16 protein-coding genes are annotated in these 18,772 nt (G+C 36.4%); 15 read left to right on the top strand and 1 reads right to left on the bottom strand.

What is annotated here, in order from left to right:
* The first annotated feature begins 104 nt into the window (after positions 1–104).
* The 8 genes from dnaE (at position 105) to ACFPM4_RS06360 (ending at position 11,097) form a co-directional block, all read left to right on the top strand.
* On the top strand, positions 105–3,449 hold the full coding sequence (gene dnaE, locus ACFPM4_RS06395) for a DNA polymerase III subunit alpha (RefSeq protein WP_382349169.1): 3,345 nt from the start codon (positions 105–107) through the stop codon (positions 3,447–3,449).
* Positions 3,450–3,597: 148 nt separating this feature from the next.
* The gene (gene ystJ, locus ACFPM4_RS06390; protein WP_144924083.1) at positions 3,598–4,848 is read left to right on the top strand and encodes an NADP-dependent malic enzyme; all 1,251 of its coding nucleotides are present in this window, start codon (positions 3,598–3,600) and stop codon (positions 4,846–4,848) included.
* On the top strand, positions 4,841–5,428 hold the full coding sequence (locus tag ACFPM4_RS06385; protein ID WP_186324750.1) for a FadR/GntR family transcriptional regulator: 588 nt from the start codon (positions 4,841–4,843) through the stop codon (positions 5,426–5,428). The genes ystJ and ACFPM4_RS06385 overlap by 8 nt, the downstream gene beginning before the upstream one ends.
* Before the next feature lie 46 nt (positions 5,429–5,474).
* Positions 5,475–6,350, top strand: a complete 876-nt coding sequence (gene accD / locus ACFPM4_RS06380) for an acetyl-CoA carboxylase, carboxyltransferase subunit beta (protein WP_144924076.1) — start codon at positions 5,475–5,477, stop codon at positions 6,348–6,350.
* Positions 6,344–7,324, top strand: a complete 981-nt coding sequence (gene accA / locus ACFPM4_RS06375; protein WP_382349164.1) for an acetyl-CoA carboxylase carboxyl transferase subunit alpha — start codon at positions 6,344–6,346, stop codon at positions 7,322–7,324. Before accD ends, accA begins: the two co-directional genes overlap by 7 nt.
* 164 nt (positions 7,325–7,488) lie before the next feature.
* Entirely contained in the window at positions 7,489–8,448 is a 960-nt protein-coding gene (gene pfkA / locus ACFPM4_RS06370) for a 6-phosphofructokinase (RefSeq protein ID WP_144924070.1), read from the top strand.
* A 30-nt stretch (positions 8,449–8,478) separates the two neighbouring features.
* Positions 8,479–10,239 (top strand): pyruvate kinase, encoded by a 1,761-nt coding sequence (gene pyk, locus ACFPM4_RS06365; protein WP_144924067.1) that lies wholly within the window; start codon positions 8,479–8,481, stop codon positions 10,237–10,239.
* Positions 10,240–10,710: 471 nt separating this feature from the next.
* The gene (locus tag ACFPM4_RS06360) at positions 10,711–11,097 is read left to right on the top strand and encodes an FxsA family protein (protein ID WP_144924064.1); all 387 of its coding nucleotides are present in this window, start codon (positions 10,711–10,713) and stop codon (positions 11,095–11,097) included.
* Positions 11,098–11,148: 51 nt separating this feature from the next.
* On the opposite strand, the gene ytvI is transcribed toward ACFPM4_RS06360, so the two are convergent.
* On the bottom strand, positions 11,149–12,270 hold the full coding sequence (ytvI, locus tag ACFPM4_RS06355) for a sporulation integral membrane protein YtvI (protein WP_382349159.1): 1,122 nt from the start codon (positions 12,268–12,270) through the stop codon (positions 11,149–11,151).
* 99 nt (positions 12,271–12,369) lie between these two features.
* On the opposite strand from ytvI, the gene ACFPM4_RS06350 reads away from it, so the two are divergent.
* From ACFPM4_RS06350 to ACFPM4_RS06320, 7 genes are all read left to right on the top strand, one after another.
* Positions 12,370–12,843 (top strand): DUF441 domain-containing protein, encoded by a 474-nt coding sequence (locus tag ACFPM4_RS06350; RefSeq protein WP_144924058.1) that lies wholly within the window; start codon positions 12,370–12,372, stop codon positions 12,841–12,843.
* Positions 12,844–13,129: 286 nt separating this feature from the next.
* Positions 13,130–14,245, top strand: a complete 1,116-nt coding sequence (citZ, locus tag ACFPM4_RS06345) for a citrate synthase (protein ID WP_144924055.1) — start codon at positions 13,130–13,132, stop codon at positions 14,243–14,245.
* A gap of 74 nt (positions 14,246–14,319) precedes the next feature.
* Positions 14,320–15,591 (top strand): NADP-dependent isocitrate dehydrogenase, encoded by a 1,272-nt coding sequence (gene icd / locus ACFPM4_RS06340; protein WP_144924052.1) that lies wholly within the window; start codon positions 14,320–14,322, stop codon positions 15,589–15,591.
* A gap of 122 nt (positions 15,592–15,713) precedes the next feature.
* Complete coding sequence (mdh, locus tag ACFPM4_RS06335; RefSeq protein WP_382349154.1) at positions 15,714–16,646, top strand: malate dehydrogenase; 933 nt, start codon at positions 15,714–15,716, stop codon at positions 16,644–16,646.
* Positions 16,647–16,966: 320 nt separating this feature from the next.
* Positions 16,967–17,404 (top strand): MaoC/PaaZ C-terminal domain-containing protein, encoded by a 438-nt coding sequence (locus ACFPM4_RS06330; RefSeq protein ID WP_144924046.1) that lies wholly within the window; start codon positions 16,967–16,969, stop codon positions 17,402–17,404.
* 395 nt (positions 17,405–17,799) lie between these two features.
* Entirely contained in the window at positions 17,800–18,177 is a 378-nt protein-coding gene (locus tag ACFPM4_RS06325; protein WP_382349150.1) for a hypothetical protein, read from the top strand.
* 62 nt (positions 18,178–18,239) lie between these two features.
* Entirely contained in the window at positions 18,240–18,698 is a 459-nt protein-coding gene (locus ACFPM4_RS06320; RefSeq protein WP_382349147.1) for a hypothetical protein, read from the top strand.
* The last annotated feature ends 74 nt before the right edge of the window (positions 18,699–18,772 follow it).

The following is an 18,772-nucleotide window of genomic DNA, read 5'->3' as shown; positions in this document are numbered from 1 at the left end:
GTGAATGTATGAAAAATTGAATGAATAATAATGCGAACGTATTTTCTTTTTTGGATAGCTAGTTCATAATGTATATAAGAAGAATTTAGGGAAGGTGAATTAAGATGACATTTGCACATTTGCAAATCTCCACTGCATATAGCCTATTATCGAGCACCATCTCGATTCCCGCGTTAGTGAAGCAAGCAAAGGAATATGACTATAAAGCATTAGCAATAACAGATCACAACACATTATATGGTGTTTTATCTTTTTATAAAGCATGTGTTCAAGCGAAAATAAAGCCGATTATAGGGATGACTGCAGATATTGAAGGAACGGAATCAAATCATACATACTCCATTATTTTATTAGCGAGAAATAATAACGGATATAAAAATCTACTAAAAATATCTAGTGTTATTAAGACTAGTCCGGATAAAAGGATATCAATAAAATGGCTGAAAGCGTATAGTAAAGGGCTAATAGCAATTAGTCCAGGAGAAAATGGAGAAATAGAATCGACACTTCTAGCAGGGAATATCGAACAAGCTTCTATTATAGCGAATAATTTAAAGTCTGTTTTTGAACCAGGGAGCTTTTATTTATCGCTACAGAATCACGGTGAAGAAAATTTAATAGCAGAAATAGAGAAAATTTCACAGCAACAGTCAATCCCATATGTAGCTACCAATGATGTTCGTTATTTACATAAAGGAGACAGATTTGCTTCCGATTGTATGGCCGCTATCCGTGATGGCTTTAAGCTTCATGAAATAGAGATTCATCATGCTGGAGAAAAATATTTTAAAAATCAAGAAGAAATGATCAGTTTATTTTCACAATACAGAGATGCTATTCATAATACGATGGAGATTGTGGATAAATGTAATGTGATGATCGAAACAAATCAACAATTATTGCCTAAGTATCCACTACCAGAAGGAGAAACAGCAGCAACTGCACTAAAGAAATTATGTTATTCCGAAATAGAAAAAAGACAGTTATCAACTAATCCAGAATATATCAAGCGACTGAAATATGAACTATCCATCATCGATAAAATGGGCTTTAATGACTATTTTTTAATAGTTTGGGACTTTATGAAATATGCTAGAGAACAGCATATATTAACTGGACCTGGACGTGGTTCGGCTGCAGGTTCACTTGTCTCCTATTTATTGGGGATTACAGATATTGACCCGTTAGAGCATGGTTTGCTATTTGAAAGGTTCTTAAATCCAGAAAGAGTGTCTATGCCTGATATTGATATTGATTTTCCTGACCATCGTCGGGATGATGTCATTCAGTATGTGATGAACAAATATGGAAAATTACATGTTGCACAAATTATTACGTTTGGTACTTTTGCAGCAAAGGCTGCACTTCGTGATACTGCACGTGTGTTTGGGCTTAGTTCACAGGAAATGGAGCAGCTTTCAAAGTTTATTCCAGGGCGTTTAGGTATCACCTTAAAAGATGCGTATAAAGAATCAAAAGGGTTACAAGAGTTTGTAGCAGCTTCGGAGCAGAAACGACTATTATACGAAACAGCATTGAAATTAGAAGGGCTACCACGTCACACCTCTACCCATGCAGCTGGAGTTGTTATATCGGAACAGCCTTTAACAGATTTAATTCCAATCCAAGGTGGAGAAGCTGGAACATATTTGACTCAATTTCCAATGGAAGAGTTAGAGGAAATCGGATTACTGAAAATGGATTTTCTCGGACTACGAAATTTAACGTTGATTGAACAAATTTTAAAAAGCATTGAGTACCGTGTTAAAAAGAAAATTCAAATTAAAGAAATCCCGCTGCATGATGAAAAAACATTTGCTTTACTACGTAGAGGGGATACGACTGGAATATTCCAATTAGAATCAGAAGGAATGAGAAAGGTTCTTCGTCAATTGAAGCCGACACAATTTGAAGACATAGTGGCAGTCAACGCCTTGTATAGACCAGGCCCAATGGAAAATATTCCAGAATATATTGCCGGCAAACATGGAAAGAAGATAGTTGAATATTTACATCCAGATTTAGAACCAATTTTAAAAATCACATACGGTGTCATTGTTTATCAGGAGCAAATCATGCAGATTGCCTCTAAGATGGCAGGATTTTCACTCGGTGAAGCAGATCTTCTCAGGAGAGCTGTTAGTAAAAAGAAAAAAGAAGTGCTAGATAAAGAACGGAATCATTTTGTGAAAGGTGCTTGTCAAAAAGGGTATAGCGAAGAAGTTGCAAATAAAACGTATGATTTAATCGTTCGTTTTGCAAATTATGGTTTTAATAGAAGTCACGCTGTTGCATATAGTCATATTTCATGGCAGTTAAGCTATCTTAAAGCAAATTATCCATTAGACTTTATGGCTGCTTTACTTACTTCAGCAATTGGAAATGATGATAAAATAGCGTCCTATATTTCGGAAGCTAAAAACATGGGCATGGAGATACTTCCTCCATCTATTAATGCAAGTCAATTTCGCTTTTTACCAGAGCAAAATGGTATTCGCTATAGCCTCAGTGCCATTCGTAGTATAGGTGCAACAGCATATAGGGAAATAATGAAAGCTAGAAAAACAGCACCTTTTAAAGATTTATTTGATTTTTGCTTGCGTGTTTCAGCAAAAGCAGTGAATCGAAAAGTATTAGAATCGCTCGTTTATTCTGGTGCGTTTGATGAGTTTGGGCAAGATAGGGCTGTACTCCTTGCATCTTTAGATATAGCTCTCGAACATGCTGAATTAATGAGACCAACAGAAGCAGAGACAGACCTTTTTGAAGATGATGAACTGTTTCAATTAAAACCGAAATACATTGAGAGAGAACCAATAGGAATTGCAGAGAAACTACAGTTAGAGAAACAAGCTTTAGGTGTTTATATTTCTGATCATCCTACCAGCATGTATGAACGTGTATTTTTGGAAGTAGGAACAATTCCTTTAATTCAACTTACCCCTGGACAAAGGAAAGTTTCATCCGGTGTTTATATCACGAATGTGAAGCCTATACGCACAAAGAAGGGGGATTTAATGGCTTTTGTAACGATAAGTGATCCGTCTGGAGAAATGGATGCAGTCGTGTTTCCAGATACGTATAAAAACTACTTATCGACATGTAAAGAAGGAGAAATAGTATTAATCAACGGAAATATCGAAGAAAGATCAGGGAAACTGCAATTTATTATTCAAAAACTTCAACCAGCATCACAATTAATTAATAAGCAGTCTACTAGCAATGGAACCTTATATATAAAAATCTCTAACGATTTTAATAATCAGAAAATACTACAAGACCTCCAACATATTTTAGAGGGAAATCGTGGAGATACAAAGGTAATTGTCCATTACGAATCAACTAAGAGAACGATTAAATTAGCTGAGAAAGATTGGATCAATCCATCACGAAAATGTCTATCAGAGTTAGAAGCTTTACTAGGAAAACAAAACGTTATCCTAAAATAAGCTTTTTCTACCAGAAAAAATATGATATATTGTCTTATAAGCTTATGTGGTCTGACCACTTTTTGTATGGAATGAATAAAATCCTACCTGGATTCGAGGTACCCTACGATTTTTGCGTGTATTCTGCATAAATAAAGGAGTGGAACTCTTGACCTTGCGAGAAGAAGCACTACATTTGCATAGAAAAAACAAGGGAAAGCTTGAATCAAAATCAAAAGTAGTTGTCAAAAATGCAAAAGACTTAAGTTTAGCCTATTCACCGGGTGTAGCCGCACCATGTAAAGAAATATACGAAAAGCCAGAAACAGTATATGACTATACGATGAAAGGGAATATGATTGCCGTCATTAGTAATGGTACAGCAGTATTGGGACTTGGAAATATTGGAGCAGCTGCTGCATTACCAGTGATGGAAGGAAAGGCAGTATTATTTAAAAGTTTTGCAGGAGTTGACGCATTTCCACTCTGTCTTAACACTGAAAATGTAGAAGAAATAATACAGACTGTTAAGCTTCTTGAACCAAATTTTGGTGGGATTAATTTAGAGGATATTGCAGCACCTCAATGTTTTGAAATTGAAGAAAGATTAAAAGCAGAAACGAGTATACCTGTCTTTCATGATGACCAACATGGTACAGCAATTGTAACTGTTGCAGGATTAGTAAATGCTTTGAAATTAGTTGGAAAAACAATGTCAACCAGTAGAATAGTAATTAATGGAGCGGGTTCTGCTGGTATTGCTATTTTGAAATTATTGATTAGTTATGGTGTGAAAGACATCATTATGTGTGATTCTAAAGGTGCGATATATGATGGACGGCCTGATGGAATGAATAAAATAAAGGAAGATATTGCAAAACAGACAAATCAGCGGAAAGTAAAAGGAAAGCTTGCTGATGTAATTAAGGATGCAGATATCTTTATTGGTGTCTCGGTAGCGGGTGCATTAACAAAAGATATGATTGCGACCATGCACCAAAATCCAATCATATTTGCGATGGCGAATCCGGATCCTGAAATAATGCCGGAAGCTGCAATAGAAGCAGGTGCTATGGTAATAGGAACAGGTCGATCAGATTATCCAAATCAAGTAAATAATGTATTAGCATTTCCCGGTATATTTAGAGGAGCACTGGACGTAAGAGCGACTCATATAAATGAAAAAATGAAACAAGCAGCAGTTTCTGCAATCGCGAATCTAATTACAGACGAGGAACTAAAACCTGGATATGTGATTCCCAGTCCATTTGATCATCGTGTTGCACCACATGTTGCAGCTGCAGTGGCAAAAGCTGCTATGGAAACAGGTGTCGCCCAAATTTCTGTAGACCCAGAGGAAATAAGAAAAAGAACGTTGAAAATCGCGGAAATAAGTAAAGGCGAAGATGATAGTGATTAATAAACAAGAAAACTCTAAAGTTTTTCTCACAATCGTAAAAGATATAAAATCTATTATCCAATCAGATGGATTAAAGGCTGGGGATAAAATCCCTTCAGAACGAACATTAACTGAACGACTTCAAGTTGGAAGATCCTCCGTTCGGGAAGCATTGCGGGCTTTGGAACTATTAGGTTTAATTGAAACTCGTCGCGGTGAAGGAACTTTTCTAACCAATTTTAAAAATCACCGTTTAATTAGTTTGTTAGGTATGTTTATTCTCGAAGATTCCTCTGTACAAAAGGATTTACAAGAGGCAAAGGAATTTCTAGAAAAGGATATTATTAGGGATATTTGTTCATCTCCAAATAAACTTAAAATACAAGTGCTTATGGATGAAGGACATTCTTCCGTTGATTTCGATAAATTAATGGAACTTGCAAATAATCATCTTTTATATCGAATTTGGATTATTTTAAAGGACTACTCAATGGCAGACATGAAACCAAATCGCCATATAAATTTTCAAATACTAGATGCACTAGTTACAGGGAATGAGAAAGCAGCATTATCGTTTTACGATCAAATGCTGCAATCCTAATGGTATGTTCTCATTCTGATAAACTAGTTGATATGGGGGGAACAGTGTGCTAAAGGATTTATTTACAAAACCTAAAGCAAAAAAGAAAAAGTATGCGGCAATTCCATCAGAGGCAGCAAAGCATGATGTTCCCGAGGGAATCATGACAAAATGTCCTGAATGTAAAAAGATAATGTATACGAAAGATTTAGAAAAGAATCTAAAAGTATGTCTACATTGTGGTCATCATTTACGGATGACCGCATTTGAACGTGTTGAGAGTATTATCGATGAGGGTACATTCCAAGAATTTAATGAATCTATCACATCAGAAAATCCACTTGGTTTTCCTGATTATTTAGAGAAGCTAGAAAAAGATAAAAAGAATACTAAATTAAACGAAGCAGTCCTTACCGGAACAGGTGCTATTAACGGAAATAAAGTTGTAGTGGCTATTATGGACTCTCACTTTAGAATGGGAAGTATGGGCTCAGTTGTCGGAGAAAAAATTGCTCGTGCAATCGAAGAGGCGGCAAAATTAGAAGTACCTTTCATTATCTTTACTGCTTCCGGCGGAGCAAGAATGCAGGAAGGTGTACTCTCTTTGATGCAAATGGCAAAAACAAGTGCTGCTCTTAAAATGTTCAGTGATAAGGGTGGTTTGATTATTTCTGTCATGACGCACCCAACAACAGGAGGAGTTTCTGCTAGTTTTGCTTCTTTAGGGGATTATAATTTTGCAGAACCTGGTGCCTTAATTGGTTTCGCAGGTAGACGTGTTATAGAACAAACCATTAGGGAAGATCTCCCTGATGATTTCCAAACTGCTGAGTTTCTATTAGAACATGGACAACTTGATGCGGTGATACATCGTCTAGAAATGAAAGTGAAGTTAACAACGGTATTAGAAATTCATCAGCAAGAAGGTGAACTCTCATGGTAAATGGATTAGAATTTGAAAAACCAGTATTAGATTTAAAGAAAAAAATTGCCGAGTTACGGGAGTTTACGAAGGATTCTGATATAGACCTAACAGAAGAAATAGATAAATTGGAAGCTAGATTGGAAAAGTTAGAAAAAGATGTGTATGAGAATATGTTACCTTGGGATCGAGTGCAAGTAGCTCGCCATGCTGAACGTCCAACAACGGTAGATTATATTGAAAGACTATTTACCGATTTTATGGAGCTACATGGTGATCGAGTATTTGGTGATGATACTGCAATTGTTGGTGGTATTGCCAAGTACAAGGGACTCCCAGTAACTGTTATAGGTCATCAGCGTGGAAGAGATACGAAAGAAAATATTCGACGTAATTTTGGAATGCCACATCCAGAAGGGTATCGTAAAGCCTTACGTTTAATGAAACAAGCTGAGAAGTTTAACAGACCAATCATTTGTTTTATTGATACAAAAGGAGCTTACCCAGGAAAAGCAGCAGAAGAAAGAGGACAAAGTGAAGCAATTGCTCGTAATTTATTTGAGATGGCTGGATTGACTGTACCAATCATTTGTATCGTCACAGGAGAAGGTGGTAGTGGTGGTGCACTAGCTCTAGGTGTTGGAGATCGTATTTTTATGTTAGAAAACTCTACTTACTCAGTTATTACTCCTGAAGGGGCAGCGTCCATCTTGTGGAAGGATGCTTCACTAGCAAAACAAGCTGCAGAAGCAATGCGAATTACTGCACCTGACCTTTTAGAACTTGGCGTAGTCGATGAAATAATACCTGAAGTAAAAGGTGGAGCACATAAAAATATTGAAGAACAAGCACTTCATATTGATATTGTTTTAACCAAAACATTAAAAGAACTACTAACTATTCCAACAGATCAATTAATTGTAAATCGTTATCAAAAGTTTAAAAACATAGGTAAATATTCGGAAACCAAAGATTATGAAAATATCCATAATTGAGGCATTACTAACTTTTTAGTAATACCTCTTTTTTTGGGGAAAAAATTTGTGAAAAAGCTCATAAAGTGGTATTTTAAACATGCATGTATAAAATTGTTTTACATAATTCGATTTTAATTTACATTTGCGTAATATTCCATAATTTCAAAGCTGAGGTGATATTTATGAAAAGAATTGGTGTTTTAACAAGTGGTGGAGACGCACCAGGAATGAATGCAGCAATAAGAGCGGTAGTTAGAAAATCAATCTATCATGGAATCGAAACGTTTGGAGTACATCAAGGATTTAATGGACTAATCAATGGGAATATTACAAAATTAGAATTAGGATCAGTTGGTGATATTGTACAACGAGGTGGTACTATACTTCGTTCTGCAAGATCCGAGGAATTCAAAACGAGAGAAGGACAATTAAAAGGTGTTGAACAACTGAAAAAGCATGGAATTGACGGGCTTGTTGTTATTGGTGGAGATGGTTCCTTTATGGGAGCGCAAAAACTAACGGAGCATGGTTTTCCATGTGTTGGTGTCCCTGCAACAATCGATAACGATATATCAGGTACTCAATTTACAATTGGTTTTGATACTGCGCTAAATACTGTACTTGATGCAATTGATAAGATCCGGGATACAGCTTCTTCTCATGAAAGAACATTTATCATTGAAGTAATGGGTAGAGGTGCTGGAGATATCGCTCTTTGGGCTGGACTTGCTGGTGGTGCAGAAACAATTATTGTACCAGAAGTGGATTTTGATATGAATGATATTGCTACGAGAATAAAAAATGGTGTAAAACGTGGCAAGAAACACAGTATCATTATTGTGGCTGAAGGAGTAATGAGTGGGGTAGAATTCGCTGAGAAGCTTTACGAAGTTTCCAAGGTTGAGCATCGTGTGTCCGTATTAGGCCATATCCAACGTGGTGGAACTCCGACAGGCTTTGACCGGGTGTTAGCAAGTCGTTTAGGTGCACGTGCAGTAGAACTTCTAATGAATAATCAAGGTGGAAAAGCAGTAGGAATTGTCCGCAATGAAATAGTTGAGGATGATATACTAACAATCCTTGAGCAAGATCGTGTTTATGATAAGTCCATGTACGATTTATCCAAAGAATTATCGATATAGTTTGTATGATGTTTAGGAGGAAATAAGTAAATGAAAAAGACAAAAATAGTTTGTACTATTGGACCTGTAAGTGAAGATACGGAAACTCTTTATCAACTGATTAATGCTGGGATGAATGTTGCCCGCCTAAATTTCTCACATGGTGATCATGAAGAACACCGTAACCGCATCGTTAACCTTCGTGAAGCTTCAAAAAGAGCAGGTAAAAATGTAGGGATTCTTCTAGATACAAAAGGCCCAGAGATTAGAACTCATGACATGAAAGATGGCGCACTTGAATTAAAAGAAGGCACAACTTTGAGAATTTCAATGGAACAAGTTGAAGGAACGGAAGAGAGAATCTCCATCTCATACCCTGGTTTAATTAATGATGTTCATGTTGGTTCTAATATTTTATTAGATGATGGCTTAATTGGCCTAGAAGTAGTAGAAATCAAACGTGATACGAGCGAAATCGTTACGAAAGTATTAAATACAGGTATTCTTAAAAATAAAAAAGGTGTTAATGTTCCAGGAGTTTCAGTAAATCTTCCTGGTATGACAGAAAAAGATGCAAAAGATATCCTATTTGGTATTGAACAAGGTGTAGATTTTATAGCTGCATCATTCGTAAGAAGAGCATCTGATGTTTTAGAGATTAGACAATTGTTAGAAGAGAATGGTGGATCTTACATCAACATCATCCCTAAGATTGAAAACCAAGAGGGTGTTGATAATATCGATGAAATCCTCGCTGTTTCTGACGGATTAATGGTAGCACGTGGAGACTTAGGCGTAGAAATCCCTACAGAAGCTGTTCCTCTTGTACAAAAACAATTAATTAGAAAATGTAATGAGCTTGGAAAACCAGTTATTACTGCGACGCAAATGTTAGATTCCATGCAACGTAACCCTAGACCAACACGTGCTGAAGCAAGTGACGTTGCTAATGCAATTTTTGACGGTACAGATGCGGTTATGCTTTCTGGTGAAACGGCTGCAGGTTCATACCCAGTTGAAGCAGTTAAAACAATGGCAAACATTGCCCTAAAAGCAGAAACTGCTCTAAACCATCAAGAAATCTTATCGTACTTAAGAAAGAATAGTGATCGCAATATGACAGATGCAATTTGTCAATCAGTTGCTCATACTGCAATCAATCTAGATGTGAATGCAATTGTAACTCCTACTGAAAGTGGACATACTGCAAGAATGGTATCAAAATACCGTCCAAAAGCTCCGATTATTGCTGTTACTTCAAATGAATCAGTTGTTCGTCGCTTAACGCTTCAATGGGGTATATATCCTTACTTTGCTGAGAAAGTGGCTACTACAGATGAAATGTTAGAACAAGCAGTAAGTGAAAGTTTGAATTCTGGTCATGTGAAGCATGGCGATGTCATCATTATTACTGGTGGAGTTCCTGTTGGTGAAAAAGGAACAACTAACTTGATGAAAGTTCATGTTGTTGGTGATGTACTTGCTAAAGGTCAAGGTATTGGCCGCAAATCTGCATTTGGTAAGGCTGTAATTACACGTAATGCTCAAGAAGCACAAGAGAAAATTAAACCAGGCTCTGTAATGGTTGCGATTGGTACTGATAAAGAAATGGTATCTTATTTAGATCAATGTTCTGCTCTTATTACAGAAGAAGGTGGCTTAACAAGCCATGCTGCAGTAGTTGGAATTAACCTAGGTATTCCAGTTATTGTAGGTGTTGAAAATGCTACAAATATTATTAAGGATGGACAAGAAATTACGGTAGATTCTACTCATGGAGTTATCTACAATGGACATGCTAGTGTTCTTTAATCCGTTTATTATATAGCTTTTTTATAAGAGGCTAAGGAAAAAAATGTGATAAAACCTAAAGCCGAACTATATTAATTAATATAGTTTGGTCTTTTTGTATCATCTATACGAAATTAAAGTTATCAGCGGAGGAAATACACGAAGACTCCTGCGGGAACAAAGGCCTCGATGAGACCCCACAGGCGCGTTTAGCGCCGAGGAGGCTCATTAGCCTTGTCTAGTTGTAGGCGCTATCGGCTCGAGGTCAAATAACCTGAGACATGAAAGGCAAAGTGCGCCTTTCTTTGTCTCAGAACATTTGCTTGTCGCCGATAAGCAAGCGCCTTTCACTTTTCTAAGCCCGCGGAAAGCGTAGTGTATTTCCGAAGCGGTATCGTTTTATTTCCATTGTTCGGATTTACCTCTAGTTCAGATCGTATTGTCCCAACATTTTATATCAATTCATTAATTGAAAACGGGGATGTGGTCCGTTTGAAGTATTTTATTCTTTTATTTATTATCCTTCCTGCTGTAGAGATAGGGGTATTTATTCTCGCTGGGAATGAGATTGGTATTTTAAATACTGTTGCTATTATCATTTTGACTGGTATTTTAGGGGCATTTTTAGCAAAAAGGCAGGGATTGTCTGCATTACAAAAGGTTCAGGAACAGATAAGAAATGGTGAACCACCTGGTAATGCGCTGCTGGATGGAGTATGTATTCTAGCAGGAGGAATTCTTCTATTAAGCCCTGGTTTTATTACCGATTTATTCGGATTAATATTATTAATTCCTTTTACTAGAATAGCTCTAAGGCCTTTATTACTTAAAATGATTAAGAAGTGGATCTCTAGAAAACAAATATATATCTACCGATAAAAAAGAGACTGCTAAAAGTCATGTAGTATGACTTTTGAACAGTCTCTTTTATCATGCGTTTTTATTATTTCCAATGATATATTCCCAAATATCGTAAAATACATTAGCATTGTGAAGGGCGGATATAAATACGAGTAAAACGGGTCCAGCGATTAATCCCAAGAATCCAAACAGTTTAAAACCAACAAATAAAGCTATGAGTGTAGCTAATGGGTTTAGCCCTATATTAGTAGAGAGGATTTTAGGTTCCATTACTTGCCTCTGCACTACAACAACTGTATAAAGTATCCCTAAGCCTAATGCTAGTCCGTAATTGCCTGTAACAGCTTCATAGATGATCCAAGGCACAAATACAATCCCTGTCCCTAAGTACGGTAATAAGTCCACTAGCGCTGAAATAAAAGCGATGGTAATCGCGTATTGGATCTTAAGAATTAAAAGGCCAATTAATACTATCATTAGAGTAATTGAAATTAAGGTAAACTGGGCTTTAAAAAAACCAGCAAAAGCCTTTTTTAAATCTACAAATACTTTTTTTCCACTAGAATGTGCCTTTTCAGGTAACAACTGTTTGAAAAGCGCAGTTAATTTTCTCCAATCTTTACTAATAAAGAAAGTGGCTAATACAGAGAAAACGAGAACTGTCGCTGCATTTGGAATCCACGATATTAGACCAGGTAGATTTAAGAAAAAACTTTGTAAAAAAACAGTTGCCGTTTCTGTTATTTTATTCCCAGCACTTCTAATACTATCCATGATTGTTTCTTGCTGACCACTATCCAGACTTTGAAATAAGTTTGAGATCTTATTATAGAATGGGAGAACTTGTCCGGCGAACCAATCTTCTAAGAAAAGAATAAATGTACCAACGTGATGTGGAACTACTGTAGCGAGATAGGAAGCACCAGCGACAATTTCTGCTATCAATAATGTTATGATGCCAGCAAATATAGCAATTAGAATAAATAGAGTAGATAACACAGCAAGTGCTCTTGGGAATTTCCATTTGAATTCCAGGAAATTTACCGCTGGATTTATCATAATTGTGATTGCTATAGCAATAATAAATGGATAAGTAACCTTTGAAATAAAATAAAGAGAAATGCACAAAAGGAAAATAATACTAAGAACAAGTAGAAATCGAATTACTATATTTACAGTTTCTCTATTCAAAAAGCCACCCCCATTTCATATTAATGGATTATATGCTTTTCTCTATCAAAACATGATGGGCAATTTACGATAATAATTTTCTGTTAAGGATGTGCGACGATGTTTAACCAGCCATTTTTATTTATGTTATTACTTCTTGCTATAGGCTTCATAGCAAAAAACCAGTCATTAATGATTGCTGCTAGTATTTTAATCGTCCTTATCGTAATAGGGATAGATCATAAAATATTTGATACTCTTCAGGCAAAAGGTATAAATTGGGGAGTAACCGTCATAACTATTGCCGTTCTTGCTCCGATTGCGAGTGGACATATAGGTTTTAAAGAATTAGGAGAAGTTGTAAAATCTCCATATGCTTGGATTGCTCTTGCTGCAGGTATGGCAGTTGCGATTATAGCAAGATATGGTGTTGGCCTCCTATCAACCGATCCCCATATTACAACTGCGTTAGTAATAGGAACTATTTTAGCGGTTGCTCTATTTAAAGGAGTCCCAGTTGGACCATTGATTGGAGCGGGGATAGCTTATATTGCAATGAAAGTATTTGAATTATTAAAATCAGGTATAGGATAACGAGTTTTTTGTCGTTATTCTATACTTTTTTATTAGATTGTGAATTTTTAAGCGTTTCCATTTCCAAAAGTACATTTTTTAGTTATAATGGACAATGATACAATCTCCCTATCTAGTGAATGGCTAAATTAAGTCGCTATTATGGAATGTGGGGTATTGTGAATAAATGGGAATTGGATTATTAAGCGCACGATTGCTGTTTTATGAATCCTCTTATAGCAATCTATCTTTATTTTGCTGTAAATTCAGTTTGTTACAAAAAGAGAGATAAAGGAGAGGTTATATTATGATTGCAAAGCAAGGACTGGAAGGAATTGTAGCAACTACATCTTCCATTAGTTCTATCATCGATGATAATCTAACATATGTTGGTTATAACATTGATGACTTAACAGAAAATGCAACTTTTGAAGAGGTAATTTATTTACTTTGGCATTTAGAATTACCTACAAAAGAACAATTACAAGAATTAAAAAATCAAATAGCAGACAATATGGAACTTCCGAAAGAAGTAATTGCAACTCTAAAATCTATGCCTACCGATAAAATACATCCAATGGCAGCACTACGTACAGCTGTTTCATTACTTGGTCTCTATGATGATGAAGCGGATGTAATGGAAAAAGAGGCTAATTATCGTAAAGCAATTCGTCTGCAAGCTAAAATGCCAACAATCGTTGCTGCTTTCTCAAGAATACGAAAAGGTCTTGAACCAGTAGCTCCACGTAAAGACTTTGATATCGCTGAAAATTTCTTGTATATGCTCAATGGTAAAGAACCAGAGAAAATTGAAGTAGAAGCGATGAACAAAGCATTAATTCTTCATGCAGACCATGAACTAAATGCATCTACATTCACTGCTCGTGTATGTGTTGCAACACTTTCGGATGTATACTCTGGTATAACATCAGCAATTGGTGCTTTAAAAGGACCTCTTCATGGTGGAGCAAACGAACAAGTAATGAAAATGCTCACAGAAATTGGTTCAGTAGATAAAGCAGAACAATATGTCTTAGATAAACTAAGTAAAAAAGAAAAAATTATGGGCTTCGGTCACCGTGTATATCGAAGTGGTGATCCAAGAGCTAAACATCTGAAAGAAATGTCAAGAAAGCTCACAGAACTAACTGGTGAACCAGAATGGTATGATATTTCAGTAAAGGTACATGAAACATTTACTTCACAAAAACCACTACCGCCAAATGTTGATTTTTATTCAGCATCTGTATATCATAGCCTTGGCATTGACCATGATCTATTTACGCCTATCTTTGCTGTTTCCAGGGTATCTGGATGGCTTGCACATATTCTAGAACAATATGATAACAACAGATTGATTCGTCCACGCGCAGAATATACAGGACCATCTTTGCGTCAATACGTACCTGTTGATCAGCGTTAAGAGGAAGCGAAGATAGAATATTTATAGTTTTTCTGATATTATAATAAATCATGACTAACACAGGAGGGAACAAAATGACACAAGGTGAAAAAATTATAGTTGAAAACGGTGTGTTAAAGACGCCAAACAATCCTATTATTCCATTTATTGAAGGAGATGGGACAGGTCCCGATATTTGGGCAGCAGCACAAAGAGTATTAGATGCTGCGGTTGAAAAAGCATATGCTGGTGAAAAGGAAATTGTCTGGAAAGAAGTATATGCAGGTGAGAAAGCTTACAATAAATTTGGTGAATGGTTACCAGAAGAAACACTAGAAGCAATTCGTGAGTATTTCATCGCAATTAAAGGACCTTTAACAACACCAATCGGTGGAGGAATTCGTTCACTAAACGTAGCACTTCGACAAGAGCTTGATTTATTCGTATGCTTACGTCCAGTACGTTATTTCCAAGGTGTACCTTCCCCGGTAAAACGTCCAGAAGATACAGATATGGTTATCTTCCGCGAAAATACAGAAGATATCTATGCAGGTATTGAGTATAAAGAAGGTACAGATGAAGTTAAAAAAGTGATTGAGTTCTTGAAAAATGAAATGGGTGTAAACAAAATCCGTTTCCCTGAAACTTCTGGGATTGGAATTAAGCCTGTTTCTGCAGAAGGTACTGAGCGTCTAGTACGTGCAGCTATCAACTATGCAATTAAAGAAGGCCGTAAATCTGTTACACTTGTACATAAAGGTAACATTATGAAATTTACAGAAGGCGCATTTAAGAATTGGGGATATGAACTAGCTGAAAGAGAATTCGGCGATAAAGTATTCACATGGAACCAATACGATCAGATTAAGGAAGAGCAAGGCACTGAAGCTGCTAATAAAGCACAAGCTGATGCAGAAGCAGCAGGAAAAATCATTGTAAAAGATGCTATTGCAGATATCTTCTTACAACAAATCTTAACTCGTCCAAAAGAATTTGATGTTGTAGCAACAATGAACTTAAATGGAGATTACATCTCTGATGCACTAGCTGCTCAAGTAGGTGGGATTGGTATTGCTCCTGGAGCAAACATCAACTACGAAACAGGACATGCTATTTTTGAAGCTACACATGGTACTGCTCCAAAATATGCTGGCCTTGATAAAGTAAATCCTTCATCTGTTCTTCTTTCAGGTGTACTAATGCTTGAACACTTAGGATGGAATGAAGCAGCAAAATTAATCATTGATTCTGTTGAGAAAACAATTGAATCTAAAGTTGTTACTTATGACTTTGCACGCCTAATGGAAGGTGCAACAGAAGTAAAAACTTCCGAATTCGCAACTGCATTAATTGAAAATATGGGTTAATTTAATGGACTGACGGAAAAAGCGGGTTCAATCTTCGGGTTGACTCGCATTCCTCAGTCTTTTATTTTATAATGAAAATGAAACGGTTTCAGATAAGTACTTTACGGTAGGGGGAGATATAAATGGCACGAAAAAAGCTTTCCGTAATTGGTAGTGGTTTTACAGGAGCAACAACAGCATTTCTATTAGCTCAGAAAGAACTGGGCGATGTAGTACTGGTGGACATCCCGCAAATGGAAAATCCAACAAAAGGGAAAGCTCTCGACATGCTAGAAGCTTCTCCAGTACAAGGATTTGACGCCAATATTACTGGTACTGCTGATTACGAGGATACGAAGGACTCGGATGTAGTTGTTATTACTGCAGGGATTGCACGTAAACCTGGGATGAGTCGTGATGACCTCGTGCAAACAAACCAGCAAATCATGAAAAGTGTCACGCAAGAAATTGTAAAATATTCTCCAAACTGCTATATTGTTGTCCTTACGAATCCAGTGGATGCGATGACTTATACAGTTTTTAAGGAATCAGGATTTCCTAAGAATCGAGTTATTGGTCAATCAGGTGTACTTGATACTGCTCGTTTTCGTACATTTGTTGCACAAGAATTAAATCTATCTGTAAAGGATATAACTGGATTTGTACTTGGGGGACATGGAGACGATATGGTTCCGCTTGTGCGTTATTCTTTTGCAGGTGGAATTCCGCTTGAAACATTAATTCCACAAGATCGTCTCGAGGCAATCGTTGAACGCACCCGTAAAGGTGGAGGCGAAATTGTAAACTTATTAGGGAATGGTAGTGCATACTACGCACCCGCTGCTGCTTTAGTTGAGATGGTAGAAGCCATCGTAAAGGATCAACGTCGTGTTCTTCCTGCAATAGCTTACCTTGAAGGTGAATATGGATTCGATGGTATTTACTTAGGTGTACCTACTATTTTAGGTAAGAATGGCATTGAAAAAATCATTGAACTCGATTTAACAGATGATGAAAAGGTAGCGCTCCAAAAGTCAGCTGCATCAGTACGAAAAGTAATGGATATTTTAAATTAGGCTCTGTTAAAGTTCATTGTTGTTAACAACTTAGTTGATTGTAGCGGATGTACACGAGACTCCTGCGGGAACAGCACGAGCCTCAGCTAACTTGGCAAAGCGGTTTTCTTTGCCAAGTTAGCTGAGGCCGTGCCCGCGGAAAGCGAGTGTTCAGGAGCGAAAATCAACAACAGAGTTTAACAGAGCTTAAATTAATAAAAATACCGAACCAGCCTATTTAAGATAGATTGGTTCGGTATTTCTTTTGTACAGAGAAAATAAACATGTTATGATAAAAATAATATTTTAGAAAGCGTTTTTATTTGATGGAGGTGCCCGTATTGATACTGGGAAAAAAACAAAAGCTCGGTCGGAAAATAGAAGAAATATCAGTAGGTGAAAAGTTTGAAGTTACAGAAAAAATGGAGGATAAAGAATTACTATTATTCCTAGGACTTACTAATGACGCAAACCCACTGTACATACAACATGAATATACTTCACAAACAATTTATAAGAAACCGATCGTTCCAGCAATCATGCTAACAGGCATTATTACTTCTGCAGTATCCAAATATATGCCAGGGCCGGGTTCAAATATTATTAAACAGCAAATCGAATTTACAAAACCGGTACATCACTACGAAACAGTAACATTTCTTTTTGAAATCACAGACATGGAGACGGAAGTAAACCAAATAACAGTTCATGTCGAAGCAATAGATGAAAATGAAGACATAGTTTTAAATGGGGATATTGTTGTTTGTCCACCACAATAATAATCAATAATTACTGTGTATTGTTACTGTTTGCAAATAAATTTTTTGATTAAATATCCGTAGCCCGTATACACTTCGCTTTCCATTGGAATAGAAAAGTGTAGGCGACAGTGAAGTGGCCTATGAATTTACTACAGCGCTAACTGAGGTAAAGGAATCACGAAGGGAATAAGTCGATGATGACTTATCGTAGGGAAGCGACAGGAAATTCAATAGCCACAAGGAGCTGAGCTAGACAAGAATGGCAAGCCTCCTCGGGGTTTTGAAGTGACCCCAAAAAGTTAGACACGGTTATTTTTATCTATATTGGATTACATGAACAATATAAACATACAGGATCAAATGTTTGTAATGGTTCCGTAACAACAATTATGGATGCGGCAGGGTGTAACTCATTGAAAGGCCCTAGTTATACTGATAAGCAAAAGATAGATAGTGTTTTAGGCTATGGGTGGGCAGAAAATATTACTTCGAGTGTAATTTCAAATAACATAGCCCGATTTACCTCTAAGGATAGATCATACGGAGAGAAGCATTATAGGGTTCAATTACAAAGGTATTCATCTGGAAGTTGGAAAACTGTTGCAACCCAAAACGTAATAAATAATACCGGATTGGTAAAAGGGTTAGGATGGACTTATGATAGAACAGTAACAGCTGATTTTTACCTGACTTCGTATGGTTCTGGGACGTATCGTGTAGCAATCGCACCATATTTTCAAAGTTATAATAAATATGGTGGAACATATTACTCATCTTCAATTGTATATTAAGTGATAGAGACAATGATTCTATTGGAGGTGGTAAAATTAGTATGATGAAAAATACTAAAATAATGTCATTAGTAATAGTTTTAATAATTTCACTAATATTGATTTTCTTCCTTATTCAGTCTAGGTTCAATTTTATATATGAATCTGGTTATTTAAACGGGGGAGATCAATTGAATACTTTTACAAATCAATATACTAAAATATTAGACGATGGACCAGTGACAATTGATCTCGAATTAACGAAGGAAGAAAAAAAGAAAATATTAAGCTATATGAAAGAAATTGATTTTTTTGATTATCCCAATGAAATTCAAGGATTATCAGGTCTTCCCGGTGGATTAGGCCATAAATTTCAAATTCAATATGGATGGAAAAAGAAATCGTTCATATGGAGAGATGGCTATGACCAAAGTATTAAAAACCATAAAGACTTTTACCAGTTGACACAGCTAATTGGAGATATAGTGAAATCAAAAAAAGAGTACAAAGAATTACCTGAAAGAACGATTTACCCTCAGTAAAAAGCATTATTAAACATAACTCATTAAAAGAAGGAGTACGCACCATGTCGATACAGCGAGCAAAAAATATAATA

This window comes from Lederbergia graminis, from assembly GCF_042655485.1.
Taxonomy (GTDB): Bacteria; Bacillota; Bacilli; order Bacillales; family Bacillaceae_C; genus Lederbergia; species Lederbergia graminis.
This window is presented reverse-complemented; position numbering and strand designations above follow the sequence as displayed.

Bases quoted from the DNA above. Each gene is read 5' to 3' on its own strand.
- pyk (WP_144924067.1), top strand. From the start codon at position 8,479: ATGAAAAAGACAAAAATAGTTTGTACTATTGGACCTGTAAGTGAAGAT.
- ACFPM4_RS06350 (WP_144924058.1), top strand. From the start codon at position 12,370: ATGTTTAACCAGCCATTTTTATTTATGTTATTACTTCTTGCTATAGGC.
- dnaE (WP_382349169.1), top strand. From the start codon at position 105: ATGACATTTGCACATTTGCAAATCTCCACTGCATATAGCCTATTATCG.
- pfkA (WP_144924070.1), top strand. From the start codon at position 7,489: ATGAAAAGAATTGGTGTTTTAACAAGTGGTGGAGACGCACCAGGAATG.
- mdh (WP_382349154.1), top strand. From the start codon at position 15,714: ATGGCACGAAAAAAGCTTTCCGTAATTGGTAGTGGTTTTACAGGAGCA.
- accA (WP_382349164.1), top strand. From the start codon at position 6,344: ATGGTAAATGGATTAGAATTTGAAAAACCAGTATTAGATTTAAAGAAA.
- icd (WP_144924052.1), top strand. From the start codon at position 14,320: ATGACACAAGGTGAAAAAATTATAGTTGAAAACGGTGTGTTAAAGACG.
- ACFPM4_RS06320 (WP_382349147.1), top strand. From the start codon at position 18,240: ATGTCATTAGTAATAGTTTTAATAATTTCACTAATATTGATTTTCTTC.
- citZ (WP_144924055.1), top strand. From the start codon at position 13,130: ATGATTGCAAAGCAAGGACTGGAAGGAATTGTAGCAACTACATCTTCC.